This is a genomic window from Pantoea sp. AS142 (genome assembly GCF_037152305.1).
Taxonomy (GTDB): domain Bacteria; phylum Pseudomonadota; class Gammaproteobacteria; order Enterobacterales; family Enterobacteriaceae; genus Pantoea.
This window is the reverse complement of sequence record NZ_JBBCMO010000007.1, coordinates 26,610-50,877: the sequence shown is the minus strand read 5'-3', so window position 1 is coordinate 50,877 and position 24,268 is coordinate 26,610. Positions and strand designations below refer to the sequence as shown.

Below are 24,268 nucleotides of genomic sequence, written 5' to 3'. Positions count from 1 at the left end.
TAACGGAGTCCTCGATGTCAAGACGTCTCAGAAGAACCAAAATCGTAACAACTCTCGGCCCGGCCACCGATCGTGACAATAACCTCGAAAAAATCATCGCGGCTGGCGCGAACGTTGTACGACTTAACTTCTCTCACGGTACACCGGAAGATCACCAGTTGCGTGCTGATAGAGTGCGCGAAATTGCAGCAAAATTGGGGCGCCATGTGGCTATCCTCGGTGACCTCCAGGGTCCAAAAATCCGCGTTTCGACCTTCAAAGAAGGCAAAGTTTTCCTGAATATCGGCGACCGTTTCCTGCTCGATGCCAGCCTGAGTAAAGGCGAAGGTGATAAAGAGCGCGTCGGGATCGACTATAAAGGCCTGCCTGAAGATGTGGTGCCGGGTGATATCCTGCTGCTGGATGATGGCCGCGTGCAGCTGAAAGTGCTTGAAGTCCAGGACATGAAAGTGTTCACCGAAGTCACCGTGGGTGGCCCGCTGTCGAACAATAAAGGCATCAACAAACTGGGCGGCGGCCTGTCAGCTGAAGCCCTGACTGAAAAAGATAAAGCGGACATCATCACTGCCGCCAAAATCCGGGTCGATTATCTGGCCGTCTCCTTCCCGCGCTGTGGCGAAGACATGAATCTGGCACGTCGTCTGGCGCGCGAAGCGGGTTGTGACGCCAGATTGGTCGCTAAAGTGGAACGTGCCGAAGCGGTCGCCAGCCAGGAAGCAATGGATGACATTATTCTGGCATCTGACGTGGTGATGGTTGCGCGTGGCGACCTGGGCGTTGAAATTGGCGATCCGGAGCTGGTCGGTATTCAGAAAGCGTTAATACGTCGTGCCCGTCAGCTTAACCGCACCATCATTACGGCGACCCAGATGATGGAGTCGATGATCACTAACCCGATGCCGACCCGCGCCGAAGTCATGGACGTGGCGAACGCCGTGCTGGATGGTACCGATGCTGTCATGCTCTCCGCTGAAACCGCAGCGGGTCAGTATCCGGCAGAAACCGTCTCGGCGATGGCGAAGGTCTGCCTGGGCGCGGAGAAGATCCCCAGCGTCAATGTTTCCAAGCACCGACTGGACGTGCAATTCGACAACGTCGAAGAAGCGATCGCCATGTCATCCATGTACGCCGCGAACCACCTGCAGGGCGTCACCGCAATCATTACCATGACGGAGTCGGGTCGTACCCCGTTGATGACCTCACGTATCACCTCGGGCCTGCCGATTTTCGCCATGTCGCGCCATGAACGCACCCTGAACCTCACCGCGCTCTATCGCGGCGTAACCCCGGTGTTCTTCGACAGCAACAACGACGGTGTGGCTGCCGCACACGACGCGGTTAACCTGCTGCGCGACAAAGGTTTTCTGGTTTCTGGCGATCTGGTGATCGTAACGCAGGGTGATGTAATGGGCGCCACCGGCACGACCAACACCACGCGTGTACTACGTGTGGATTAATTGAGTCTGGGTTGACATTGTCGGTGTAGAATAAATGACGCGACTGCCTGGCAGTCGCGTTTTCTTTTCTGACAAGGAGGCCAGATGGCCCGTTTCCACCCCATCAGCCAGCTTACCGGCCGGGTTTTACTTTTTCCTCTGGCATTAGTGCTGTTTGAGTTCGCCACCTATATCGCTCACGACATGATCCAGCCAGGCATGCTGATCGTCACCAGCGAATTTTCCGTCGGTCCTGAATGGGTTTCCACCTCGCTCACCGCCTACCTGATTGGCGGCGTGGTGCTGCAATGGTTGCTTGGTCCCCTCTCCGATAAATTTGGCCGACGACCCGTGATGCTCTCCGGCATCCTCTTTTTTGCCGTCGCTTGCATGCTCACACATTGGGTCAACTCGATTGAAGAATTCGTCAGCCTGCGTTTTATTCAGGGCATTAGTCTCTGCTTTATCGGCGCGGTCGGCTATGCCGCGATCCAGGAAGCCTTCGACGAGGCGCTGGCGGTGCGCATGATGGCGCTGATGGCCAACGTAGCGCTGCTGGCTCCGCTGGCAGGTCCGCTTGCCGGGGCAGCCTGGCTGACCATCGGAAGCTGGCGCAGCATGTTCTGGCTGTTTGCCGCCTGCAGTTTGGTTGCTTTTGTGGTGCTGTGGCGCGTGATGCCGGAAACCGCAGGCGATCGCAGTCACTCTATCGCCCTGCCGAATCTGGCGCGCAACTATGGCCGACTGATGAAAGACCGGCTGGTGATGTCTGGATCCTTCGCCATCGGGCTGGTGTTTATCCCAATCCTCACCTGGGTTGCCCTCTCTCCGGTGATCCTGATGCGTGACGAAGGTCTGTCACGCATGCAGTACGCCCTGCTGCAACTACCGGTGTTTCTGGCGATGATTGCCGGAAACCTGACCCTTAGTAAGCTGGCGGGACGAGTGCCAATTGAACAGCCGGTGAAGTTTGCCGCCTGGCCGATTCTGATTGGTTTGAGCCTGTCACTGGTGGCGAGCCTGCTGAATAGCCACGGTTATCTGCTGATTACCGCCGGCCTGAGCCTCTACGCCTTTGGCGCTGGCATGGTAAATGCCGGGCTTTATCGCCTGACGCTCTATGCCAGTAACGAAGGCAAAGGCAGCGTAGCGGCAATGCTGGGGATGATCAGTATTCTGACGCTGGCAGTGGGAATTGAACTGGCAAAAAGTGGCTACTTTAGCGGCGGCACGCTGTGGTTCTGTCTGATTAACTTCATCAGCGGCGTGCTGTGGTTTGCTCTGGTGATCCTGTTTATGCGCGAGAGTAAACGCCGTAGCAGGCTGGAAGCGCTATAAAAAAAGCCGCAGACACCGGCTTGACTGGCAGGCAGCGAACAAACTCGAAGCAAGGGGGAGTATACGTCTGACGTAAAGCCTCGCGGGCCAGGATTGGCCCGCGATGAGCCTGCCATGAATGGCGCTTTTGTCTCTTTGCGGAAGGCGCATGCTCGCTGGGCCTGCTCTTTCTCACTCATCAAATAAGGCCGCTTATGCGGCCTTTTTGCTATTTGCGTGGATAGAGCTCTTTACGTGAATAGGGCTCAATGTCCCCTTCTTTGCGGGTCTTCAGCAATTTGAGTATCCAGGTGTACTGTTCCGGATGTGGGCGCACGAAAATTTCGACCTCTTCATTCATCCGGCGAGCCAGCTGGTGGTCATCCGCTTCCAGCAAATCATCCATTGGTGGGCGCACATAAATTTCAAGCACATGCCGTTCGCTGTTATAAACCGGAAACAGCGGCACCACGCGGGCGCGGCACACTTTCATCAGTCGGCCGACTGCAGGCAGGGTTGCTTTGTAAGTCGCAAAGAAATCGACGAATTCGCTGTGCTCAGCACCGTGATCCTGATCGGGAAGGTAGTAGCCCCAGTAACCCTGCCGTACCGAACTGATAAAAGGTTTGATACCGTCATTGCGGGCATGCATCCGGCCACCATAGCGACGACGAGCGGTGTTCCAGGCATAATCCAGCAACGGATCGCTCTGGTTGTGGAACATGGCCGCCATCTTTTGTCCTTCTGACGCCAGCAGCATGGCAGGAATATCCACCGCCCAGCCGTGTGGCACCAGGAAAATCACATTCTGCTGGTCAGCTTTCATCTGTTCGATAATTTCACGACCGTGCCACTCAACACGCTTACGGATACGCGCCGGATCGCGCAGTACCAGCTCGGTCATCATTGCCATCGCCTGGGGTGCTGTCGCAAACATCTCATCGACCAGCGTTGCGCGTTGCGCCTCGCTGAGTTCCGGCAGACAGTAATAGAGGTTAATCAGCGCACGGCGACGTGCCCCCGTTGCCAGCTTACCGGCGAACCTGCCTAACCGGCTCAACAGCGGATCGCGCATTTTGGGCGGTAAATAAGCCAGACCCGCCAGCGCACCGATTGCCAGCCAACTGCCCCAGAATTTAGGTTTAAGAAATGAACGTTCAAAAACGGGTATAAATTCAGTGTTATTTTTATGGGTTTCCATGCACTCGCCTCAAGAAATGACCGGCTAATGATAGTGACGACCTGAAAATTTGCAATCATCCTGCGCCAGATAGCAAAAAACCGACGGGGAACCCGTCGGTTTTTGCACGACTTGACGAAATTTGCTTACTTCAGACCCAGCTGAGGTAGCCAGGATTTAACCTGTGCCATGTACTCACTTCGCTCCGAGCCGGACAAGCCTTCCATGCGCGGCAGTTTCGCCGTTAATGGGTTGACCGCCTGGTTATTGATCCAGATTTCGAAATGCAGATGCGGTCCGGTAGAGCGTCCGGTGTTGCCTGACAGTCCAATACGGTCACCACGCTTTACTTTCTGGCCTGGCTTTACCAGCACTTTCTTCATGTGCATATAGCGCGTCATATACTGACGGCCATGGCGGATAGCGACGTAATTACCGGCGGCGCCACCGTTTTTCGCCACGACGATCTCACCGTCACCCACAGCCAGTACCGGCGTACCGATTGGCAGCGCAAAGTCGACACCTTTATGCGGTGCAATACGGCCGGTGACCGGGTTGAGACGACGCGGATTAAAGTTAGACGAGACACGGTACTGCTTAACCGTCGGGAAGCGCATGAAGCCGCGCGCGAGACCGGAGCCGCTGCGATCGTAGAACTTGCCATCTTCAGCGCGGAAAGCGTAATAGTCTTTACCCCCACTACGCAGACGCACACCCAGCAACTGACTCTGGGCACTCTTACCCTCCAGCATTTCGCGTGACATCAGTACGCTGAACTGGTCGCCAGCACGCAGCTTACGGAAGTCCATCTGCCACTGCAGCGCTTTGATCACGCCGCTGGCTTCGGCGCTACTCAACCCGGCACGCTGGGCGCTGGCGGCGAAGCTGCCGCGCACTTCGCCCTGCATGATGCTGTTGCGCCATTCACCCTTCTGCATCTGCGCATCCATCTTAAAGCCACCTGTTGGGGTGCGCTCATAGGTGCGGGTTTCACGACGGGAGATTTCCCAGCTCAGGGTTTTCAGGCCGCCATCATCATCCAGCGTCCAGCTCAGTTGCTGACCCACCTGCAGATTACGCAGGTCACGATCGCTCACCACCAGCGCATTAATGTCACCAGCGTCGATGCCATACTGATTCAGGGCACTGCTTAGGGTATCGCCGGATGAAATGGTGTAGTCGTGCACCCCTGCTGTTTCCGGCACGTTGGTGTCGACATCGTCCGCAGGCAATTCTTCGTCCGGTTCCGGTGTGCTCTGGTCGATAGGCTCACTGGCTTCCGGCAACAGCGTACGTAACGTGTTTTTATCCAGCTCAATGTTTTTGACGATGGGCGTCACATCATCTGTGGGATGATAAACGTAGGGCCGCCAGACAGCGACGGCCAGAGTGACTACAGTTAAAGAACCCAGCATTACGCGGTGGGGGCGCGGCAAATTATTAAATGCGAGGGCGACAGAGCGGGCTATCTGCTGCACTTTTACCTATTCCTCATGCTCCGTTCAGGCAGCTTTCATACTGGCTCGACAGTTGTGAGAGGAATTTCACGTAGCTGTCTTTGGCTAAGCTGATGTCTGTTCCCAGGGGATCGAGCGTACCTTTACGCACCTGCGTTCCGCGGGCGACAGCATCGATGACTGCTGGCCTGAATTGTGGCTCAGCAAAGACGCAGACCGCCTTTTGCTCAACCAACTGTGTTCGTATCTGGTGTAAACGCTGCGCGCCCGGTTGAATTTCAGGATTGACGGTAAAGTGCCCGGTGGGCGAGAGACCGTAGTGTTTTTCAAAGTACGTGTAGGCGTCGTGAAAAACGAAATATCCTTTTTTTCTGACCGGATCCAGTTGAGCGCTAACGCGTTTGTCCGTGTCCGCCAACGCTACCTCAAACTGCTGGAGGTTGGCGTCAAGTTTGGCTTTATCTTGCGGCATAAGTTCCAATAATTTTCCATGGATTGCAACCGCGGTCTTGCGCGCGATCTCTGGCGACAACCAGAGGTGCATATTAAACTCGCCGTGATGATGGTGATGAGCATCAGCGTCCTGTTCTTCAGATTTTTCCGCTGTGTGTTCATCTTCATCTTCATCACCGCCAATCAATAACGGTTTTATCCCGTCAATGTTCACCATGGCGAGATTTTTTTGGGCCGGGAGTTCAGCCGCAGACTTCGCCATAAAGGCTTCCATTTCAGGCCCTACCCATACGACTAAGTCCGCGTTTTTTAAGCGTTTTGCATCAGATGGCCGCAGGGCATAATCGTGTTCGGATGCACCGTCCGGTAGTAGCACCTCAACCGGTGTGACACCATCAGCAATCGCCGCGGCGATAAAACCCACCGGTTTGAGTGAAGCCACTACATTGGCATGGGCCGGAAGGGTTGATAAAGCGGTAAAGGAGAAAGCAGTTAAGGCGAATAGAGCGCCTTTTTTATTATGTAACATATTTTGTCATTCCATCGTGACCATGAGGTGGAATGTGATATTATAACATTCGAAATTCTGTGCAACCTGTAAATACTATGACCTCACTTGTCACACTCGATAATGTTTCGATAACGTTTAATCAGCGCAATGTGTTATCTGGCGTCAGCCTCACGTTGCAGCCTGGCCGTATCCTCACTCTGCTGGGTCCCAATGGTGCCGGAAAGTCAACGCTGGTACGTGTGGTGCTTGGCTTGCTTGCCCCCACCACCGGTAGCGTTCAGCGTGATACCGCTCTTCGTATTGGCTATGTGCCACAAAAACTGCACATTGATCCCACCCTGCCGGTGACGGTTGAACGCTTTATGCGTCTGACGCCTGGCAGCAAAAACGCCGAGATCCTGCCAGCACTGAAACGCGTGCAGGCGGGACACCTGCTCAATTCCCCGCTGCAAAAACTTTCCGGGGGGGAAACCCAGCGCGTGCTGCTGGCGCGCGCCTTGCTAAATCAGCCTCAGTTGCTGGTGCTGGATGAGCCGACACAGGGTGTGGACGTGAATGGTCAGGTTGCGCTGTATGACCTGATCAATCAGTTACGCGTTGAACTGAACTGCGGCGTGCTGATGGTCTCCCACGATCTGCATCTGGTAATGGCCAAAACTGACGAAGTGTTGTGCCTCAACCATCACATCTGCTGTTCCGGCACCCCGGAAGCGGTAACGCAGCATCCTGAATTTATCGCGATGTTCGGCCCGCGCGGCGCAGAGGAACTGGCGATCTACCGTCATCATCATAATCACCGTCACGATCTTCAGGGACGTATCGTTTTACGCAAAGGACAGGGTTCATCATGATTGAGTTGTTATTACCGGGCTGGATTGGCGGTGTGATGTTAGCGTTGGCTGCCGGTCCGCTGGGTTCGTTTGTGGTATGGCGCAAGATGTCCTACTTTGGCGATACCCTGGCGCACGCTTCCCTGCTCGGCGTGGCGTTTGGTCTGCTGTTGAACGTGAGTCCCTACTATGCGGTGATTCTGGTGACGGTTTGTCTGGCGCTGGGGCTGGTCTGGCTTGAGCGTCGGCCACATCTTGCTATCGATACCCTACTGGGGATTATGGCGCACAGCGCGCTCTCGCTGGGGCTGGTGGTCGTCAGCCTGATGAAGAACGTGCGCGTCGACCTGATGGCCTATCTGTTTGGCGATCTGCTTGCGGTGACGCCGGACGACCTCTGGATGATGGGTGGCGGCGTAGTGATCGTGCTGCTGGTGATGGCGTGGCAGTGGCGGTCACTGCTCTCGATGACCATCAGCCCGGAACTGGCGCAGGTGGATGGTGTGAATATCCAGCGAACCCGACTGATTCTGATGCTGATCACGGCGCTGACTATCGGGGTGGCAATGAAGTTCGTGGGTGCGCTGATTATCACGTCACTGCTGATCATTCCCGCTGCGACCGCACGTCGGTTTGTCCGATCACCGGAAGGCATGGCGGCCGTCGCCGTCGGCATTGGGGTGATCGCCGTAACTGGCGGTCTGACCTTCTCCGCTTTCTACGACACGCCTGCCGGGCCTTCAGTGGTGCTCTGCGCCGCCATTCTGTTTATCTTCAGCATGGTACGCAAACCGGCCATGTAGTTACTCTTCACGCGTGATACCGAAGTGACGATAAGCATGCTGCGTGGCCATCCGGCCACGCGGTGTGCGCTGAATGAATCCCTGCTGAATCAGGAAAGGTTCAATCACATCTTCGATGGTCTCGCGCTCTTCACCGATCGCGGCGGCCAGGTTATCCAGTCCCACCGGTCCCCCCATAAACTTGTCAATGATCGCCAGCAGTAGCTTGCGATCCATATAGTCGAACCCTTCGCTGTCGACATTAAGCATATCCAGCGCGCTACAGGAGACTTCGCCACTGAGATCACCGTTAGCCCGCACTTCTGCAAAATCACGAACCCGGCGCAGCAGGCGGTTAGCGATACGCGGTGTGCCGCGAGCGCGACGGGCGATCTCTAACGCCCCTTCGTCACTCAGCGCCAGCCCCAGACAAGCGGCACTTCGTCCCACTATGTGCTGCAGATCTTTAACCTGGTAGAATTCGAGCCGCTGCACAATACCAAAACGATCACGTAACGGCGAAGTCAGTGAGCCCGCGCGCGTGGTCGCGCCAATCAAGGTAAATGGCGGCAAATCGAGTTTGATCGAGCGCGCAGCCGGCCCTTCGCCAATCATAATATCCAGCTGATAATCTTCCATCGCCGGATAGAGCACCTCTTCCACCACCGGTGAGAGGCGATGGATTTCATCGATAAACAGCACGTCATGCGGTTCAAGGTTGGTCAGCATCGCCGCCAGATCGCCTGCTTTCTCCAGCACCGGACCCGAAGTGGTGCGCAGATTAACGCCCATCTCGTTGGCCACGATATTCGCCAGCGTGGTTTTTCCCAGACCTGGTGGGCCGAAGATCAGCAGATGATCAAGCGCATCGCCACGCAGCTGCGCGGCCTTGATAAAAATCTCCATCTGCTCACGCACCTGCGGCTGACCAACATACTCGGTCAACATCTTTGGGCGAATCGCGCGGTCGATAATCTCTTCTTCGTTAATGCTGGTAGCGGAGACCAGGCGGTCGGCTTCTATCATGACTTACCTCAAATGGCGGCGCGAAGCGCTTCTCGGATTAGCGTTTCGCAATCCGCATCCGGTCGACCCACTTTGCTGATCATACGGCTGGCTTCCTGCGGTTTATAACCCAGTGATACCAGCGCTGCAACCGCTTCGGATTCCGCATCGTTGGTTTCCGGCTCTGCACTCGGCGTGGTGAGCGTAAAGGCAGAATCGCCGCCAAACAGATCGCCGTGCATCCCTTTGAAGCGGTCCTTCATCTCGACCACCAGACGCTCGGCGGTCTTTTTGCCCACACCTGGCAGTTTCACCAGCGACGCGATCTCCTCTTTTTCCACCGCAGTGACAAACTGCTGCGCTGACATGCCGGAGAGGATCGCCAGTGCCAGCTTGGGTCCGACACCATTCACTTTGATCAATTCGCGAAACAGCGCACGCTCCTGCTTGCTGTTAAAACCAAACAGCAGCTGAGCATCTTCACGCACCACAAAGTGGGTAAAAATCACCGCTTCGTGCTGAAGTTCAGGCAACTCATAAAAACAGGTCATGGGCATATAAATTTCATAGCCTACGCCGTGTGCCTCAAGCAGCACCAGTGGCGGCTGCTTTTCCAGAATATTGCCCCGTAAACGACCTATCACCTGAATGCTTCCTTAACTGACGAATGTGGCGGATTTTATAACATAAAAAAGGCTGGATGAATATCCAGCCTGAAAGTGAAACCTGAGACACACGGCCTAACCCGAGCGCAAACGTCCGCGCGTTAACACCAGCTTGCTGTCGCTCATACGCGCCGCATTCTGCGCCACGTGACAGTGCGTGATCGCAATTGCCAGCGCATCGGCGGCATCCGCCTGCGGGTTAGCCTCCAGCTTCAGCAGGGTCCGCACCATGTGCTGCACCTGACTTTTCTCGGCGCTGCCGATGCCAACCACGGTCTGTTTAACCTGGCGCGCGGCGTACTCAAACACCGGCAAATCGTGATTAACCGCAGCAACAATCGCGGAACCGCGCGCCTGCCCCAGCTTCAGCGCCGAGTCTGCATTCTTCGCCATAAACACCTGTTCAATGGCGAAGTAATCGGGTGAAAACTGAGTAATGATTTCACAGACGCCTGCATAAATCAGCTTCAGGCGGGCGGGCAACTCGGTGGTATTGGTACGGATACAGCCGCTGCCCAGGTACGTGAGCTGGCGGCCGGTCTGACGAATAACACCATAACCGGTGATGCGTGAGCCGGGATCGATACCCAGGATAATCGACATGACGCCTCTCTGGTTAAAGTGATTACGGTAGACGCCATTACAGCGTTTCCGCCACCTCGTCGGAGATTTCACCGTTGTGATAGACTTCCTGCACATCGTCGCAATCTTCCAGCATGTCGATCAGGCGCAGCAGTTTAGGTGCGGTTTCCGCATCCATTTCTGCTTTAGTGGTCGGGATCATCGCCACTTCTGCGGTATCCGCCTTCAAGCCGAGCGCTTCCAATGCATCACGCACTGTGCCCATTTCTTCCCACGCGGTGAAAACATCCATCGCGCCGTCGTCATAACTGACCACATCTTCGGCACCCGCTTCCAGCGCTGCTTCCATCACCGCATCTTCATCCTGACCCGGCGCATAGGAGATCACGCCTTTCTTGTTAAACAGATAAGCCACGGAGCCATCGGTGCCGAGGTTGCCGCCAGTTTTGGTAAAGGCGTGACGTACTTCGCCCACCGTGCGGTTACGGTTATCACTCAGGCATTCAATCATGATAGCTGAGCCGCCAGGACCGTAGCCTTCATAGATGATGGTTTCCATGTTGGCGTTGTCATCGCCACCGACACCGCGCGCGATAGCGCGATCCATGGTGTCGCGTGTCATGTTGTTCGCCAGCGCTTTGTCCATTGCGGCACGCAGTCGCGGGTTTGAGCCCGGATCCCCGCCGCCCAGCTTGGCGGCCGTCACCAGTTCACGAATGATTTTGGTGAAGATTTTACCGCGCTTAGCGTCCTGCGCCGCCTTACGGTGTTTGGTGTTTGCCCACTTACTATGTCCTGCCATTTTCTGTTTTCTCCGATCTTTTACAGGGTGCAGGCTATCCTCGCTGCGATCCTGTCCTCCGACACGACTCATACCGGTTGTTTATAACCTGTACGCCTTAAGGGCGGCCCGGTGGGTGAGCTTCGCGAGTCAGCCTCACGTACACGCGTACGCTGGCGACGTCTCGCTGGCGGCGGACAACCTCGCAGCACCGATTAAGCCTGACTATTCAATATGTTGGTTTAGTCCGGTTAAAACTCACCAGATTCATAAAATGTAATCTATTCGCCGCCGGAATACCGGGCGGTGGCGAGCATTCAGATAAATTCTTCAATTGCCTGGCGGTTACTCCATGATCGGGTTAATGCCGCAGCGTCAGCAGGTGTCAGCCAGCGAAACGCCAGGTGCTCGGTGAGCGTTACATCACGCTCTTCCGGCAATTGCAGGCGAAACCAGTGCTCGTGATTATGGGTGACATCAGGCGCATAGCGATGGCGGAAATGGGGAAAGATTTCAAAGTCAATTTGACGCTGACAATCTTCCACCTCCAGCTGCTCGGCCAGCACATCGATGCCGATCTCCTCATTCACTTCACGACACGCAGTCGTTAGTGGTGACTCTCCTGCCTCCAGGCTGCCGGTCACCGACTGCCAGAACGAAGGGTCGTCACGCCGCTGCAGCATTAACACCCGGCCAGTGTCGCGCGCCGAAATAACGACCAGCACTGAAACCGGGTGTTTATAGCCCATTATTTATTCTCAGATTTTTCTTTTTTCACCACCTGAATACCCAGCTCCAGCAGGGAAGCAGGATTTGCTTCGCTTGGCGCTTCGGTCATCATGCAGGCTGCCGCTGTGGTTTTCGGGAACGCGATTACGTCACGAATATTATCGGTGCCGGTCAGCAACATGGTCAGGCGATCCAGGCCAAAGGCCAGGCCCGCATGTGGAGGCGTACCGAACTTCAGCGCATCCAGCAGGAAGCCAAACTTCTCGCGCTGCTCATGCTCTTCAATACCCAGAATACTGAACACCGTCTGCTGCATTTTGCCATTGTGGATACGCACTGAACCGCCGCCCACTTCATAACCGTTGATCACCATGTCATAGGCATTCGCCACGGCACGGGTTGGATCAGCGGCCAGTTCTTCTGCGCTCATCTCTTTTGGCGCCGTGAACGGATGGTGCATCGCGGCCAGACCGCCTTCCTCGTCCTCTTCGAACATTGGGAAGTCGATCACCCACAGCGGTGCCCAGGCTTTCTCATCGGTGATGTTCAGCTCGCGGCCCACTTTAAGACGTAGCGCACCCAGTGCATCTGCGACTACTTTGGCGCGATCGGCGCCAAAGAAGATAATGTCGCCATCCTGTGCACCGGTGCGGCTCAGAATGCCTTCCACGATCTCTGCATTCAGGAACTTAGCAACCGGACTCTGCACGCCTTCCAGGCCGTTGGCACGGACGTTAACTTTCATCCACGCCAGCCCTTTCGCACCGTAAATCTCGACGAACTTGCCATATTCATCAATCTGCTTACGACTCAGCTGGGCACCGGTCGGCACGCGCAGCGCGGCAACACGGCCTTTTTCATCGTTGGCCGGGCCAGAGAAGACCTGAAACTCCACGTTTTTCAGCAGACAGCCGACGTCCACCAGCTCCATCGGGTTACGCAGATCCGGCTTATCGGAACCGTAGCGATGCATTGCTTCCGCAAAGGTCATCTGCGGGAACTCGCCGAGATCAACGCCCTGCACGTCCTGCCACAGATTGCGGATTAAACGTTCCATGATTTCACGCACCTGTGGCGCGGTCATAAAAGAGGTTTCCACGTCGATCTGGGTAAATTCTGGCTGACGATCAGCACGTAAATCTTCATCGCGGAAGCATTTAACGATCTGATAGTAGCGGTCAAAACCGGACATCATCAGCAGCTGTTTGAAGAGCTGAGGTGACTGCGGCAGCGCATAGAATTTGCCTTTGTGTACCCGGCTTGGCACCAGATAGTCGCGCGCGCCTTCAGGCGTCGCTTTGGTCAGCATCGGGGTTTCGATGTCCAGGAAGCCTTCATCATCCATAAAGCGACGGACAAAGCTGGTGATTTTTGCGCGGGTTTTCAGTCGGGTTACCATCTCCGGGCGGCGCAGATCCAGATAGCGGTATTTCAGGCGCGCTTCTTCGCTGTTGGTCTGATTCGAGTCCAGCGGCAGTGGCTCCGAGCGGTTGATGATGGTCAGCGCCTGGGCAAACACTTCGACTTCACCGGTCGCCATGTCGCTGTTTTTGTTCTTCTCATCACGCGCACGAACGGTACCAGTGATCTGGATGCAGAATTCATTACGCAGTTCAGAAGCCAGCTTGAAGGCGTCCTGGCGATCGGGATCAAAAAACACCTGCACGATGCCTTCACGGTCGCGCATATCGATAAAAATCAAACTGCCCAGATCGCGACGACGGTTTACCCAGCCGCAAAGCGTGACTTGCTGGCCCACATGAGACAGATTGAGCTGTCCGCAATATTCTGTACGCATAACACTATCCTTTTAACTTCGCCGCTGCAGCTGACAGCATCCGGCCGCGTTACCTTATGCGATGCTGTCGCAAAAATGGCGGCCATTATAATGGAAAAAGCCAGGCAGGATAAGCAGATCCGCGCCAAAGCGCGGATTTCCTGTCTGCATTTGCCCCCCTGCCTGACCATAGCGGATAATAGGGTATCCTAACCCGCAGCGAGGAGCGCATGTGACACTTCGTATTGGCCTGCCCCAGTGGCAGCATTCACACTGGAAACGCTGGGGTATCGAGAGCCTGGCGGACTATGCCCGTTACTTCCACTGTGTAGAGGGAAATACCACGCTTTATGCACTGCCGAATGCGGAAACGGTCATGCGCTGGCGCGATATGACGCATGATGCGTTTCGCTTCTGCTTCAAGTTTCCCAATACCATCAGCCATCAGGGGGCGCTGCAGCACAGTGACGATCTGCTGACCGATTTTCTTCGCCTGATGGAGCCGCTGGCCGATCGCATCGGTCAGTACTGGCTGCAGCTACCAGCCAGCTTCTCCCCGGCACAGCTTAACGACCTGTGGCGTTTTCTGGATAGCCTGCCGCGCCGATTTACTTATGGTGTCGAAGTCCGCCATCCGGCTTTCTTTGCGAAGGGAGAGGCAGAGCGGGCGCTGAATCGCGGCCTGCTGGCGCGTGGCATCAATCGCGTGATGCTCGACAGCCGTCCAGTTCACGCCTCCACCTCGCTAAGTCCTGCCGCGCTGTTAGCCCGCTCGCAGAAGCCCCGGGTGCCGCCCCACGCACTGCGAACCGGCTCACAGCCAATGGTACGTTTTATCGGTAGCGACAGCGTGGAAGAGAGCGTGCCGCTGTTTCAGATCTGGCGCTCTAAACTGGCTGAGTGGCAGCAACAGGGGGACGCCATGCTGTTTCTGCACACGCCCGATATGGGCCAGGTTTTTCCACTGGTGCAGGCGTTATGGCCGCAGTTGCAGCAGATCGCTCCGGCTATTGGCAATGGACCGGACTGGCCGCAACAGACGTCACTGTTTTAAGTGACGGCACCGCATGGCGGGCGACACGCCCGTTAAAATAGAACCATTATGGACAGTCGCAGGAGTGGCTATGATTAGCGCGTTATACGTCGTGTTGGGTGCATTACTGGTGATGAAATTCACGCTGGACGTGGTGCGCTACCGCCGTTTCTATCGTGTGGCGTATGGCGATGGCGGCTATCACGATTTGAAAATGGCGATTCGTATCCACGGTAATGCTATCGAAACCATTCCGCTGGCGCTGCTGCTGTTGATAATGATGGAGATGAACGGCGCCGATATCTGGATGGTACATCTCACTGCCCTGCTGTTTTTCATTAGCCGACTGCTGCACGCCTGGGGGTTACGCAGCAGCGCGATGGCAGGCCGCAAATATGGCATGATGCTGACGCTGTTTTCACTGTGCGGCATGGTGATTTTTAACCTGATCTACCTGCCGTGGGAACTGGTGCTGACGCTTCATTAAACCAGCCTGGGTTAAGGGGTGCAGCCCGCCCCACTTTCTGCGAGAATAGCGCCCTTTCCGTCGTCTCTTCGGATTTTCGATATGTCTGACCGCGATCAACTCTTCTCAGCGCCCATTGCAAAACTGGGCGACTGGACTTTTGACGAGCGCGTAGCTGAAGTCTTTCCTGACATGATTCAGCGCTCGGTGCCGGGCTACTCCAACATCATTTCGATGATTGGCATGCTGGCAGAACGTTTTGTTACTCCGGACAGCAAGGTTTATGACCTGGGCTGCTCGCTGGGTGCGGCCACTCTGTCAGTGCGCCGCAATATTCATGTACCGGGTTGCCAGATCATCGCGGTGGATAACTCCCCGGCGATGGTCGAGCGCTGCCGTCGTCATCTGGATGCGTTTCGCGCTGATACGCCGGTCACGGTACTGGAAGCAGATATCCGCGACATTGAGATTGAGAACGCCTCGCTGGTGGTGCTCAATTTCACACTGCAGTTTCTGGAGCCACCTGCACGTCTGGCGCTGCTGGAAAAGATCTGGCAGGGACTCAGACCGGGCGGTGCGCTGGTGCTGTCCGAGAAGTTCAGTTTTGAAGATGCCGAGGTCGGTGAACTGTTATTCAATATGCATCACGACTTTAAGCGCGCCAACGGTTACAGCGAACTGGAAATCAGTCAGAAACGCAGCATGCTGGAAAATGTGATGCTGACTGACAGCGTTGAAGCTCATAAAGCCCGCCTGAAACAGGCCGGTTTCTCGCACGCCGAACTCTGGTTCCAGTGCTTTAATTTTGGTTCACTGGTGGCGTTGAAATGATCGACTTTGGCCGTTTTTATCAGCAAATTGCGGTGGGCCCGCTGGCGAAGTGGCTGGAAGTCTTACCAGCACAAATCAGCGAATGGCAGCGTGAAAATCTGCATGGTCACTTTCGCGACTGGTATAAATCGCTGGAATATCTGCCGCAGCTGGAGCCTCAAAAGCTTGACCTGCTGCACAGCGTTACCGCCGACCGCGATGACATCAGCGATCGCCATCGTCAGGGCATTAAGAAATTACTGCGCAATCTGATGCCGTGGCGCAAAGGGCCTTATTTCCTTTATGGCACCCACATTAACACCGAGTGGCGATCTGACTGGAAGTGGGAGCGCGTGATACCGCACATTTCTCCGCTGGCGGGCCGCACAGTGCTGGATGTCGGCTGTGGCAGCGGTTATCACATGTGGCGGATGATAGGAGCAGGTGCGCATCTGGTGGTCGGCATCGATCCAATGCAATTGTTTCTGGTGCAGTTCGAAGCGGTACGCAAGCTGCTGAACGATGATCGCCGGGCGCATATGCTGCCGCTGGGCATTGAGCAGTTACCGGTGTTACAGGCGTTCGATACCGTGTTCTCAATGGGTGTGCTCTATCATCGTCGTTCGCCACTGGACCATCTGTTACAGCTTAAGAATCAGCTGGTGAGCGGAGGCGAACTGGTGCTGGAGACGCTGGTGATTGAGGGCGATGTGAATCAGGTGCTGGTGCCGGGTGAGCGCTATGCGCAGATGCGCAATGTTTTCTTTATTCCGTCAGCTGAAGCGCTGAAGAGCTGGCTGGAAAAAAGCGGCTTTGTCGACGTGCGGATTGTCGATTTCGCCCGAACCACCACCGAAGAGCAACGCCGTACTGACTGGATGACCAGCGAGTCTCTGGCGGAATTCCTCGATCCCGATGACCCCAGCAAAACGATCGAGGGCTACCCGGCTCCCCTGCGCGCCGTGCTGGTCGCCACCAAACCTTAATGCCTCCGCGGCGAGACAGCGCCCGTTTCGCCGCAAATCCAATAATTACACAGCGGGTCAGGCGATCCATTACCTTCACTATCCGCGGCTTTCGCAGATGACCGGCGAAATAGCGGCTAACGCCGATCAGGGCCGCATTCCAGACCAGACCCAGCAGCATGTGTGCCGGCGCCATCAGACTTCACCAGAACGCCACTGACGCCCCCGCCGGACTAAACTGTGGCGGCAAGGAGACGTAAAACACGTTGGCTTTCGGATTCAATAAGTTCCCCAGTAATCCCCGGCAGAAACAGGCCAGGTAACCCTGCTGCAGCGAGGACGGCTCTGCAATGACATCGGGCTGCTGGCGCGGTTTAATCAACAGCCTGATACCGAGCCAGAGCAGCCGGGCCGTACCCATCCACTTCAGCAGTTACTGGCCGGACTCGCGATTGCCCGTGCCTGTGAAGAAACGCTTCTTACATGGGGTTACAGCGCCTGTGTCACCGTCACCAAAAAAAGGGTAACGCCCGCAGTGGAAGCGGTGCTTGAGATGGCGACATCCACCGTCTGACCCAAGGCGAGAAAGTCGCCTATGGCACACTGACGCAGAGGGTACCTGAGCCGCGTCGGGATGAGGACATTGCGCGCTATATTCGTTTCTATCGCCAGATCACCATGCCGCCCGCGTTCCGGAAGCTGCATCTGGAAAATGAAAACCGGGAAAATCGGGTGAAAGGGGGAGCACTGGCGAACAGCGAGGTGGATAAGCTGAAAAACCTCAGTCCCCCTTTTTCACCTGAAGAAATTGCCCACCCCCTGCTGGCGCTGGATACCTTAAGCCAGACGGTGAAATCGCCCTCACAAAAGGCGATCATCGGATCGCCTGTTACTCTTCCGCCACAGGCTGGTCCCAGTACTCATACTTGTAGGCTGAACTGAGATGGCGTTCTATGGTGCCACGCGTGAAGATTTCGGTCTCATGCAGGTAGCTCAGGGTACAGTTGCCGACCTCATCCCAGGACTGACACTCATCTACCGACCGGATAGTGCTCAGCGGTGTGGTCGCCGAGCCGTTGAGCCGCATTTCACGCCATTGGGGATCGTAGGTGTAATCGTCGGTGCCCCGGGGTGATGTGGTGCGCGTCACCAGACCCTGCGGGTTCCAGTGGTAATGAAATTCACCGTTGGTCAGCGGATCTGTGCCGCGCGCCACGCTCATCTCCAGCCGAAGCTGGCGATCATAGCGATAGGTGGTGTCGGTAAAACCGCTTTTACCCATACTGGTATACCTATCGGAGGCGCTGGTGATAGTGCCATGCTGGCCTTTCTGCCAGTTAATCGTTCCCTGTCGGTTATCCACCACCACCTCTTTGCCCTCTTTCAATACTTTTACCAGATAGGCATATTCCGCCACCCAGCCGCCCTGCACCCGTGCAATATGTTGCTCCATACTGAGGATCAGGTTGTGCTCACTTTTGTCATAGCTGACGTCGGCGACCGTCAGATCGCCACAGGTGTCAAACTGCCCCAGCACCCGCTTTTGCGAGTTCACATCTTTGCCAAACTCACCCGCAATCACCTGCTTCACCGCGCCTTTAGCATTACCACCCAGCAGAATCAGGTTATTGCTGTTAGCAACGGCAGCGTTGTTCGGGCTGCATGCGCTGGCTTCAGCGCTGCCACTGCAGAAAGCAGTCAACATCAGGCTTATGGAAAGAATCTGATTGTGGTTCATAGGGTAAATTCCAGGCGACGTTGCATTCAGTGTAAACGCTGCGGTGGTGAACAACAGCAATCTACGAAGATTTCAGCCTGCGTCGACTTTTAGCAGGCGATACGGCACACGACCAGCGTCACGGATAACGCGCGTTATTTGGGCGCGGGGGCCTGAAAGCCCAGAATGACATTGACTGAATAAAGGGTTGCAAGGGAAGATGATTCTTTAGCAGACTGAATAGACCCAGCTTTACGGGGCTATGTCGTGGGTCAATCCAGTCAAACCAGTGCCTGCTAAATCGGGGGCTAATCAGAGATTATTCATTCAGGAAATGAATTTTTTCGAGATTTAATCGTTATGGACAGTGGACTTCAACTCGCAATGTCTCGCGTGCAGCTGGCAGCGATGTTTTCTGTCAGGGTTACTGATGGGGCGAAACATAACGGGGTTTCTGACCCGGGCCAGGACAACGCTCAACAGTGAAAATTAAACGTTATGCACGCCATTCATGAGCTATTTTCGCAACACTTCGGAGCCCATGAGTCCCCTTTTTTATCTTAACCCTTTGTTTTATATAAAAAGAACCCCAGCAAGCATACTGGGGTTTGGTACTTGCAAACACCACGTCAATGATCGGCGTGCTGCGCGGCAAAATCTGTTGTGGTTCAGGCGACCCGAACGGTGCTCATCTGCATCACGCTTTTCATCGCCTCAACCACATCGCCATCTACACTGTAGCGGCTGAACTCGTCGGTTTCGGCTTCTGAACACATGGAGACACCCGCTTTGCGGTAGCGCATCGGCGATGCCATCAGGTGACTGGCCGAGCTGTGAACCTCATCAATACCCATGTCGAGAAACTTTTGCAGGTTGCTGAGGCGAACTCCGGCACCCGCCATAATGATAGGACCGGTACTGGCCTCATTTAGTTCCCTGAGTAATGCAATTCCGTTTTCAGCACTCTGCTGCTGACCAGATGTCAGAATACGCGCCACACCCAAATCCGTTAACGCTTCCAGCGCGCGCTTTGGGCTGTGACAGAGATCAAAGGCGCGATGAAAAGTCACGGACAGGCCGTCACACAACGCCATAATTTGCCGCATCTGGCCATGATGAATGTGGGCGTCCTCATCCAGCATCCCGATCACCAGACCGGGAAAACCGAGTTCGCGGATAAATGCCACGTCCGATTTCATCGCTTCAAATTCGCGCGCGGTGTAACAAAAATCACCACCACGTGGCCGGACGATTGGATGAACCGGAATCGAAACCTCGCGGCGGGCGGCATTCAACATCCCCGCCGACGGGGTGAGGCCGCCTTCGCGCGGTGCGGCACAAAGTTCAACCCGATCGGCACCCGCCTGCTGTGCAGTCACGGCGCAATCCACGCCATAGCAGCAAATTTCCAGTGTGGTCATTCTCTTCTCCTTTACATGACTCTGGTTCAAGGCAGATTCATCAGTTAGTCTGGCTGCTGGAATGAGTTTACCGGGAAAGTTAACTATGGCATTCAATTTCGACCAACGGATAGACCGTCGTCACAGCGATAGCCTTAAATGGAACAAATATGCGGACCAGGACATTCTACCGTTGTGGGTGGCCGATACGGATTTTCGATCGCCTGACTGTGTGATTGATGCGATTAAAAACCGCGCCGAACATGGGATTTTCGGCTATGGCGACACGCCCGTTGAGTTTATCGACAGCGCGATTGCGTGGCTCGCCTCACGCTATCAGTGGCACGTTAATCCTGAATGGATTGTGGTTTTGCCAGGCGTTGTGAGCGGTCTGAATCTCGCCGTGCGAGCCTTTACTGCACCTGACGAGCTTACGGTTACTCCGACGCCAATCTATCCGCCGTTTCGCGGTGCGGCGAAACTGGCAGAACGGGGTCAGGTCAATCTGCCGCTGATGCTGCAACAGGGACGCTGGCTGCTGGATATGGATGCGGCTGAAAGTCAGATTGGCGGTAAAGAGCGGCTGCTCATGCTGTGTAATCCGCAGAATCCGGGCGGCACCGTCTATCGCCGCGAGGAACTGCAGGCACAACTGGAATTTGCGCAGAAGCACAATTTAATTGTCTGTTCCGACGAGATCCACAGCGATCTGCTGCTGGAGCCGGGCATTCAGCACATTCCGTTTGCTTCACTGAGTGAGGATGCTGCTCAGCGCAGTGTGACGCTGATGTCGCCCTCCAAAAGCTTTAATATTGCGGGTCTGGGGGCGTCCATCGCCATCATACCTAACGCCGGGTTACGCGCGCGCTTTAACCGGTTGCGACGCGGAATTGTACCGGATGTCGATATCCTGGCACTCACGGCAGCGGCAGCGGCATGGCGCGACGGTGGGCCATGGCTGAAGGCGCAGAATGTCTATCTGCGCAGTAATCGTGACTGGCTGATATCTCAGGTCAATAAAATGACCGGCCTGTCAGTCGCCGCGCCAGAAGCAACCTACCTGGCCTGGATCGACGCCAGCGCGCTGGGTGTGGCCAGCCCTGCCCTCTATTTTGAGAAGCACGGACTCGGCTTAACCGCCGGACGTGAATTTGGTGATGACCAGTTTGTCCGGCTGAATTTTGGCTGTACCCGCGCGCTGCTGGATGAGGCCGTTGCGCGCCTGAAGCGCGCGGTAGCCGCCCGGATTTAGTTCTGCTCGCTGGCGACAATTTCCTCCAGTCGCCACGGATGAAACTTGATTGTCGTCTGCCCATCCGTTACCGCCAGGGTGGGATTGGGCAGACGCTCATTCTCGCCCTGCGGTGAGCTGGTTTTAAATGAAATGCCCGGTTGCGTCAGTGCCGCATCAGACAGTAATGCCATCGCGCGTACGCCCAATGTCTGATGATCGCCGCGTAACACCACCTCAATATGCTCCCAACCTTCATGGCGATAACGCTTTTCACCCGGCCATGGCAGTTCAACCACATCAATCTGCCTGCCCGCCACAACCAGCGGTTCATGTAGTTTAAACAGGCAAATCTGCCGTCCGTTAATCATCGCCGCCGAAAACTCAGTGCCAATCTGCTGTAAACCTAGCTGCCAGCGCATCGCCGTCGCGTCCTGATGACAACGTACTGCGATATGGTCCACTTCGAGATCGTTAAGGCACACACCGAGTCTCTGCGCAAAATTTTGCAACGATTCTTCAAAACGGCCTAAATCTGCCTTTAAATCATCCAATTCTGTCGGAAAAGATCTCTCCACCACCTCGATTCCTCTCTATTAGTTTAGTATTTATAATCAGTCTGTTTGATTGTGCGCCGGGTGCTGAACGTCACCAAATGATAAGATTCATCTTATTTGGACCGAAATTTAACGCAAAACCGTATAATAACATTTTTTATTTCGGATTTATCTCCTGTTTAGGACCATGAATTCCTAGATGAAAGCATTCTAACTTGATGATTTAATTAATATTCTTTAATACAATAAGATAACTCTCATTTGATTTGCAAACAATTGCAGCTCACCCCGCCTTCCTATAAATTTGACCTAACACAACCAAAAGGAATGGCTCTATGTCTATGCTCATCGTTGTCGCTGTCCTGATCGCACTGATGGGATTTGCAATTTCCCGCCATTGGAAGGTGCGTGATGATAAAAGCGTAAAGAACCCACGCCGTCATCTGCGACGTCGTTAACGCTTCAGGGAAACATCTTCTTCAGCTCTGTTTCCCCCGCTTTATCCAACTACTGACGCCCACTGACATTTCACGTATACTTTTCCCCTCATTTTTTTCCGTTTTTGTCTGCCTCATCCGTTTCTGCCTATCCGTTACGCGATGCGCTCAGGCAAGATGATGACAGCCCGGCTTAGCAAGCTCGGGCATTGCTCAGCACATGAAGGTAACTCGGTGAATATTCAGGCACTTCTTTCCGCAAAAGTCAGTCAGGCAATGGTTTTAGCCGGCGCACCCGCCGATTGCGAACCCCAGGTTCGTCAATCCGCCCGGGTTCAGTTTGGAGACTATCAGGCCAACGGCATTATGGCCGTGGCGAAAAAGCTGGGACAGGCACCGCGACAATTAGCGGAAGCGGTGATTCAGCACCTCGACCTGACCGGCATCGCCAGCAAGGTTGAAATTGCCGGGCCGGGTTTCATCAATATCTTCCTTGACCACAACTGGCTGGCAAGCCACGCCCGTGAAGCGCTGAATTTGCCGCGCCTTGGCGTGGAGCTGGCCGAACCTCAGACCATCGTGGTCGACTACTCCGCACCTAACGTTGCAAAAGAGATGCACGTGGGACATATCCGCTCCACGATCATTGGTGATGCGGCAGTACGTACGCTGGAGTTTCTCGGCCATAACGTGATCCGAGCGAACCACGTTGGCGACTGGGGTACGCAGTTTGGTATGCTGATTGCGTTCCTGGAAAAGCAGCAGAATGAAGATCATGCAGAGATGGCGCTGGCGGATCTCGAAGGCTTCTACCGTGAAGCCAAACGCACCTATGATGAAGACCCTGAGTTTGCCGAGCGTGCACGCAGTTATGTGGTGAAATTACAGGGTGGCGATGACTATTGCCGCCAGATGTGGAAGAAGCTGGTCGACATCACCATGAATCAGAACCAGAAAATCTATGACCGTATGAACGTCACGCTGACGCGCAACGATGTTATGGGTGAAAGCCTGTATAACGCGATGCTGCCGGGCATCGTCTCCGACCTGAAACAGAAAGGCTTAGCGGTCGAGAGCGAAGGCGCAACCGTGGTATTCCTGGATGAATTCCAGAACAAAGAAGGTGAGCCGATGGGTGTTATCATCCAGAAAAAGGATGGCGGCTACCTCTACACCACCACTGATATCGCCTGTGCGAAATACCGTTACGAAACGCTGAAAGCCGATCGTGTGCTCTATTACATCGACTCACGTCAGCATCAGCATCTGGTTCAGGCCTGGACCATTGTTCGTAAAGCAGGTTATGTGCCGGAATCTGTGCCGCTGGAGCACCATGCGTTTGGCATGATGCTGGGCAAAGATGGCCGTCCGTTTAAAACCCGCAGCGGCGGCACCATCAAGCTCTCCGATCTGCTGGATGAAGCCTGGCAGCGTGCCTACACGCTGGTGCGTGAGAAGAACCCGGAGATGAGCGAAGCGGAAGTGAAAATGCTGGCGGAAGTGGTCGGCATCAGTGCGGTGAAATACGCCGACTTGTCAAAAAGCCGCACCACCGACTACATCTTCGACTGGGACAACATGCTGGCCTTCGAAGGCAACACTGCGCCTTACATGCAGTACGCCTATACCCGCGTGCTGTCAGTATTCCGCAAGGCGGGCATTGATGCCGATTCGCTGGACGCAGAGATCGTAATCACCGAAGCGCGCGAAGCGCAGCTGGCCACGCGTCTGCTGCAGTTCGAAGAGGTGATTACTCAGGTGGCTCGCGACGGCACGCCGCACGTGATGTGTGCCTATCTCTACGATCTGGCGGGACTGTTCTCCGGATTCTATGAACACTGCCCGATTCTCAGCGCAGAAGCAGAAGTCACCCGTCTCAGCCGACTGCAACTGGCCGCACTGACCGCGAAGACCCTGAAGCAGGGTCTGGATACACTGGGCATCGACACCGTCGAGCGCATGTAATCGCTGAAACGGAGAGGGCTTTCCCTCTCCGTTGCAGATCTCATTAATCCCTTCTGATCTCCCCCGCATATCTCAGCAGCAGGATGGCGTTATATCTGCAGCCGCGCACCTCATCAGCCGCCACCTTCCCACGATAAAGCAGTCGTCGGGCTTTCTGGCTGTCACGCTCCCGCGGAATGTTC

At 55.1% G+C, this 24,268-nt stretch carries 23 protein-coding genes and 2 pseudogenes; 12 read left to right on the top strand and 13 right to left on the bottom strand.

Going from position 1 to position 24,268, the window contains the following annotated elements:
- Positions 1-14 precede the first annotated feature (14 nt).
- On the top strand, positions 15-1,457 hold the full coding sequence (gene pyk, locus WFO64_RS13885) for a pyruvate kinase (protein WP_337012588.1): 1,443 nt from the start codon (positions 15-17) through the stop codon (positions 1,455-1,457).
- An 84-nt stretch (positions 1,458-1,541) separates the two neighbouring features.
- Positions 1,542-2,774, top strand: a complete 1,233-nt coding sequence (locus WFO64_RS13880; RefSeq protein WP_337012586.1) for an MFS transporter — start codon at positions 1,542-1,544, stop codon at positions 2,772-2,774.
- A gap of 208 nt (positions 2,775-2,982) precedes the next feature.
- Here the strand turns inward: WFO64_RS13880 and lpxM are convergent, their stop codons facing one another.
- The 3 genes from lpxM to znuA all read right to left on the bottom strand — a co-directional run bounded on the left by lpxM (position 2,983) and on the right by znuA (position 6,372).
- Positions 2,983-3,954 (bottom strand): lauroyl-Kdo(2)-lipid IV(A) myristoyltransferase, encoded by a 972-nt coding sequence (gene lpxM, locus WFO64_RS13875; RefSeq protein WP_337012584.1) that lies wholly within the window; start codon positions 3,952-3,954, stop codon positions 2,983-2,985.
- A gap of 125 nt (positions 3,955-4,079) precedes the next feature.
- Positions 4,080-5,411 (bottom strand): murein DD-endopeptidase MepM, encoded by a 1,332-nt coding sequence (mepM, locus tag WFO64_RS13870; RefSeq protein ID WP_337012582.1) that lies wholly within the window; start codon positions 5,409-5,411, stop codon positions 4,080-4,082.
- 13 nt (positions 5,412-5,424) lie between these two features.
- Positions 5,425-6,372, bottom strand: coding sequence for a zinc ABC transporter substrate-binding protein ZnuA (znuA, locus tag WFO64_RS13865; protein ID WP_337012580.1), 948 nt, complete (start codon positions 6,370-6,372; stop codon positions 5,425-5,427).
- Between the two features lie 77 nt (positions 6,373-6,449).
- Between znuA and znuC the strand changes: the two genes are divergently transcribed.
- Positions 6,450-7,205 (top strand): zinc ABC transporter ATP-binding protein ZnuC, encoded by a 756-nt coding sequence (znuC, locus tag WFO64_RS13860; protein ID WP_337012578.1) that lies wholly within the window; start codon positions 6,450-6,452, stop codon positions 7,203-7,205.
- Entirely contained in the window at positions 7,202-7,987 is a 786-nt protein-coding gene (gene znuB / locus WFO64_RS13855) for a zinc ABC transporter permease subunit ZnuB (RefSeq protein ID WP_337012576.1), read from the top strand. Before znuC ends, znuB begins: the two co-directional genes overlap by 4 nt.
- Here the strand turns inward: znuB and ruvB are convergent, their stop codons facing one another.
- The 6 genes from ruvB to aspS all read right to left on the bottom strand — a co-directional run bounded on the left by ruvB (position 7,988) and on the right by aspS (position 13,526).
- Complete coding sequence (gene ruvB, locus WFO64_RS13850; protein ID WP_337012574.1) at positions 7,988-8,992, bottom strand: Holliday junction branch migration DNA helicase RuvB; 1,005 nt, start codon at positions 8,990-8,992, stop codon at positions 7,988-7,990.
- 8 nt (positions 8,993-9,000) lie between these two features.
- Positions 9,001-9,615 carry a Holliday junction branch migration protein RuvA gene (ruvA, locus tag WFO64_RS13845; RefSeq protein ID WP_003849207.1) on the bottom strand — a complete coding sequence of 205 codons (615 nt, stop codon included), beginning with the start codon at positions 9,613-9,615 and terminating at the stop codon, positions 9,001-9,003.
- Positions 9,616-9,711: 96 nt separating this feature from the next.
- A complete protein-coding gene (ruvC, locus tag WFO64_RS13840) occupies positions 9,712-10,239 on the bottom strand; it encodes a crossover junction endodeoxyribonuclease RuvC (RefSeq protein ID WP_337012571.1) in 528 nt (175 codons plus the stop codon).
- Between the two features lie 37 nt (positions 10,240-10,276).
- Complete coding sequence (locus WFO64_RS13835; protein ID WP_337012569.1) at positions 10,277-11,020, bottom strand: YebC/PmpR family DNA-binding transcriptional regulator; 744 nt, start codon at positions 11,018-11,020, stop codon at positions 10,277-10,279.
- Positions 11,021-11,316: 296 nt separating this feature from the next.
- Entirely contained in the window at positions 11,317-11,748 is a 432-nt protein-coding gene (gene nudB / locus WFO64_RS13830) for a dihydroneopterin triphosphate diphosphatase (protein WP_337012567.1), read from the bottom strand.
- Positions 11,748-13,526: an aspartate--tRNA ligase gene (aspS, locus tag WFO64_RS13825; RefSeq protein ID WP_337012565.1), complete on the bottom strand. Its 1,779-nt coding sequence runs from the start codon at positions 13,524-13,526 to the stop codon at positions 11,748-11,750. The genes nudB and aspS overlap by 1 nt, the downstream gene beginning before the upstream one ends.
- A 211-nt stretch (positions 13,527-13,737) precedes the next feature.
- On the opposite strand from aspS, the gene WFO64_RS13820 reads away from it, so the two are divergent.
- From WFO64_RS13820 to cmoB, 4 genes are all read left to right on the top strand, one after another.
- Positions 13,738-14,559: a DUF72 domain-containing protein gene (locus tag WFO64_RS13820; protein WP_337012562.1), complete on the top strand. Its 822-nt coding sequence runs from the start codon at positions 13,738-13,740 to the stop codon at positions 14,557-14,559.
- Positions 14,560-14,629: 70 nt separating this feature from the next.
- The gene (locus WFO64_RS13815; RefSeq protein ID WP_337012560.1) at positions 14,630-15,025 is read left to right on the top strand and encodes an MAPEG family protein; all 396 of its coding nucleotides are present in this window, start codon (positions 14,630-14,632) and stop codon (positions 15,023-15,025) included.
- An 81-nt stretch (positions 15,026-15,106) separates the two neighbouring features.
- Positions 15,107-15,835, top strand: a complete 729-nt coding sequence (gene cmoA / locus WFO64_RS13810) for a carboxy-S-adenosyl-L-methionine synthase CmoA (RefSeq protein ID WP_337012558.1) — start codon at positions 15,107-15,109, stop codon at positions 15,833-15,835.
- Complete coding sequence (cmoB, locus tag WFO64_RS13805; RefSeq protein WP_337012556.1) at positions 15,832-16,800, top strand: tRNA 5-methoxyuridine(34)/uridine 5-oxyacetic acid(34) synthase CmoB; 969 nt, start codon at positions 15,832-15,834, stop codon at positions 16,798-16,800. The genes cmoA and cmoB overlap by 4 nt, the downstream gene beginning before the upstream one ends.
- Positions 16,801-16,807: 7 nt before the next feature.
- Here the strand turns inward: cmoB and WFO64_RS13800 are convergent.
- Positions 16,808-17,212: pseudogene (locus WFO64_RS13800) on the bottom strand (LysE family translocator); the annotation flags it as partial.
- Positions 17,213-17,215: 3 nt separating this feature from the next.
- Between WFO64_RS13800 and WFO64_RS13795 the strand changes: the two are divergent.
- A pseudogene (locus WFO64_RS13795) lies at positions 17,216-17,721 on the top strand (hypothetical protein); the annotation flags it as partial.
- On the opposite strand, the gene WFO64_RS13790 reads toward WFO64_RS13795, so the two are convergent.
- Both WFO64_RS13790 and cutC read right to left on the bottom strand, forming a co-directional pair.
- Positions 17,669-18,517 (bottom strand): hypothetical protein, encoded by an 849-nt coding sequence (locus WFO64_RS13790; RefSeq protein WP_337012554.1) that lies wholly within the window; start codon positions 18,515-18,517, stop codon positions 17,669-17,671. The pseudogene WFO64_RS13795 and the gene WFO64_RS13790 overlap by 53 nt on opposite strands.
- Before the next feature lie 647 nt (positions 18,518-19,164).
- Positions 19,165-19,917 carry a copper homeostasis protein CutC gene (gene cutC, locus WFO64_RS13785; protein ID WP_337012552.1) on the bottom strand — a complete coding sequence of 251 codons (753 nt, stop codon included), beginning with the start codon at positions 19,915-19,917 and terminating at the stop codon, positions 19,165-19,167.
- A gap of 85 nt (positions 19,918-20,002) precedes the next feature.
- Here cutC and WFO64_RS13780 point away from each other — a divergent pair, with 85 nt between their 5' ends.
- On the top strand, positions 20,003-21,148 hold the full coding sequence (locus WFO64_RS13780) for a MalY/PatB family protein (RefSeq protein ID WP_337012550.1): 1,146 nt from the start codon (positions 20,003-20,005) through the stop codon (positions 21,146-21,148).
- Here WFO64_RS13780 and WFO64_RS13775 read toward each other — a convergent pair.
- Complete coding sequence (locus tag WFO64_RS13775) at positions 21,145-21,705, bottom strand: VOC family protein (RefSeq protein ID WP_337012548.1); 561 nt, start codon at positions 21,703-21,705, stop codon at positions 21,145-21,147. The two genes, WFO64_RS13780 and WFO64_RS13775, sit on opposite strands and share 4 nt — an antisense overlap.
- 314 nt (positions 21,706-22,019) lie before the next feature.
- On the opposite strand from WFO64_RS13775, the gene WFO64_RS13770 reads away from it, so the two are divergent.
- The gene (locus tag WFO64_RS13770) at positions 22,020-22,142 is read left to right on the top strand and encodes a hypothetical protein (RefSeq protein WP_337012546.1); all 123 of its coding nucleotides are present in this window, start codon (positions 22,020-22,022) and stop codon (positions 22,140-22,142) included.
- 213 nt (positions 22,143-22,355) lie between these two features.
- Positions 22,356-24,086: an arginine--tRNA ligase gene (gene argS / locus WFO64_RS13765; RefSeq protein WP_337012867.1), complete on the top strand. Its 1,731-nt coding sequence runs from the start codon at positions 22,356-22,358 to the stop codon at positions 24,084-24,086.
- Positions 24,087-24,268 lie beyond the last annotated feature (182 nt).

Bases quoted from the DNA above. Each gene is read 5' to 3' on its own strand.
- znuA (WP_337012580.1), bottom strand. From the start codon at position 6,372: ATGTTACATAATAAAAAAGGCGCTCTATTCGCCTTAACTGCTTTCTCC.
- lpxM (WP_337012584.1), bottom strand. From the start codon at position 3,954: ATGGAAACCCATAAAAATAACACTGAATTTATACCCGTTTTTGAACGT.
- WFO64_RS13790 (WP_337012554.1), bottom strand. From the start codon at position 18,517: ATGAACCACAATCAGATTCTTTCCATAAGCCTGATGTTGACTGCTTTC.
- ruvB (WP_337012574.1), bottom strand. From the start codon at position 8,992: ATGATAGAAGCCGACCGCCTGGTCTCCGCTACCAGCATTAACGAAGAA.
- cmoB (WP_337012556.1), top strand. From the start codon at position 15,832: ATGATCGACTTTGGCCGTTTTTATCAGCAAATTGCGGTGGGCCCGCTG.
- znuC (WP_337012578.1), top strand. From the start codon at position 6,450: ATGACCTCACTTGTCACACTCGATAATGTTTCGATAACGTTTAATCAG.
- znuB (WP_337012576.1), top strand. From the start codon at position 7,202: ATGATTGAGTTGTTATTACCGGGCTGGATTGGCGGTGTGATGTTAGCG.
- WFO64_RS13880 (WP_337012586.1), top strand. From the start codon at position 1,542: ATGGCCCGTTTCCACCCCATCAGCCAGCTTACCGGCCGGGTTTTACTT.
- ruvC (WP_337012571.1), bottom strand. From the start codon at position 10,239: ATGTCGATTATCCTGGGTATCGATCCCGGCTCACGCATCACCGGTTAT.
- cutC (WP_337012552.1), bottom strand. From the start codon at position 19,917: ATGACCACACTGGAAATTTGCTGCTATGGCGTGGATTGCGCCGTGACT.
- aspS (WP_337012565.1), bottom strand. From the start codon at position 13,526: ATGCGTACAGAATATTGCGGACAGCTCAATCTGTCTCATGTGGGCCAG.
- WFO64_RS13815 (WP_337012560.1), top strand. From the start codon at position 14,630: ATGATTAGCGCGTTATACGTCGTGTTGGGTGCATTACTGGTGATGAAA.
- cmoA (WP_337012558.1), top strand. From the start codon at position 15,107: ATGTCTGACCGCGATCAACTCTTCTCAGCGCCCATTGCAAAACTGGGC.
- pyk (WP_337012588.1), top strand. From the start codon at position 15: ATGTCAAGACGTCTCAGAAGAACCAAAATCGTAACAACTCTCGGCCCG.
- WFO64_RS13770 (WP_337012546.1), top strand. From the start codon at position 22,020: ATGTCTATGCTCATCGTTGTCGCTGTCCTGATCGCACTGATGGGATTT.
- WFO64_RS13780 (WP_337012550.1), top strand. From the start codon at position 20,003: ATGGCATTCAATTTCGACCAACGGATAGACCGTCGTCACAGCGATAGC.
- WFO64_RS13835 (WP_337012569.1), bottom strand. From the start codon at position 11,020: ATGGCAGGACATAGTAAGTGGGCAAACACCAAACACCGTAAGGCGGCG.
- nudB (WP_337012567.1), bottom strand. From the start codon at position 11,748: ATGGGCTATAAACACCCGGTTTCAGTGCTGGTCGTTATTTCGGCGCGC.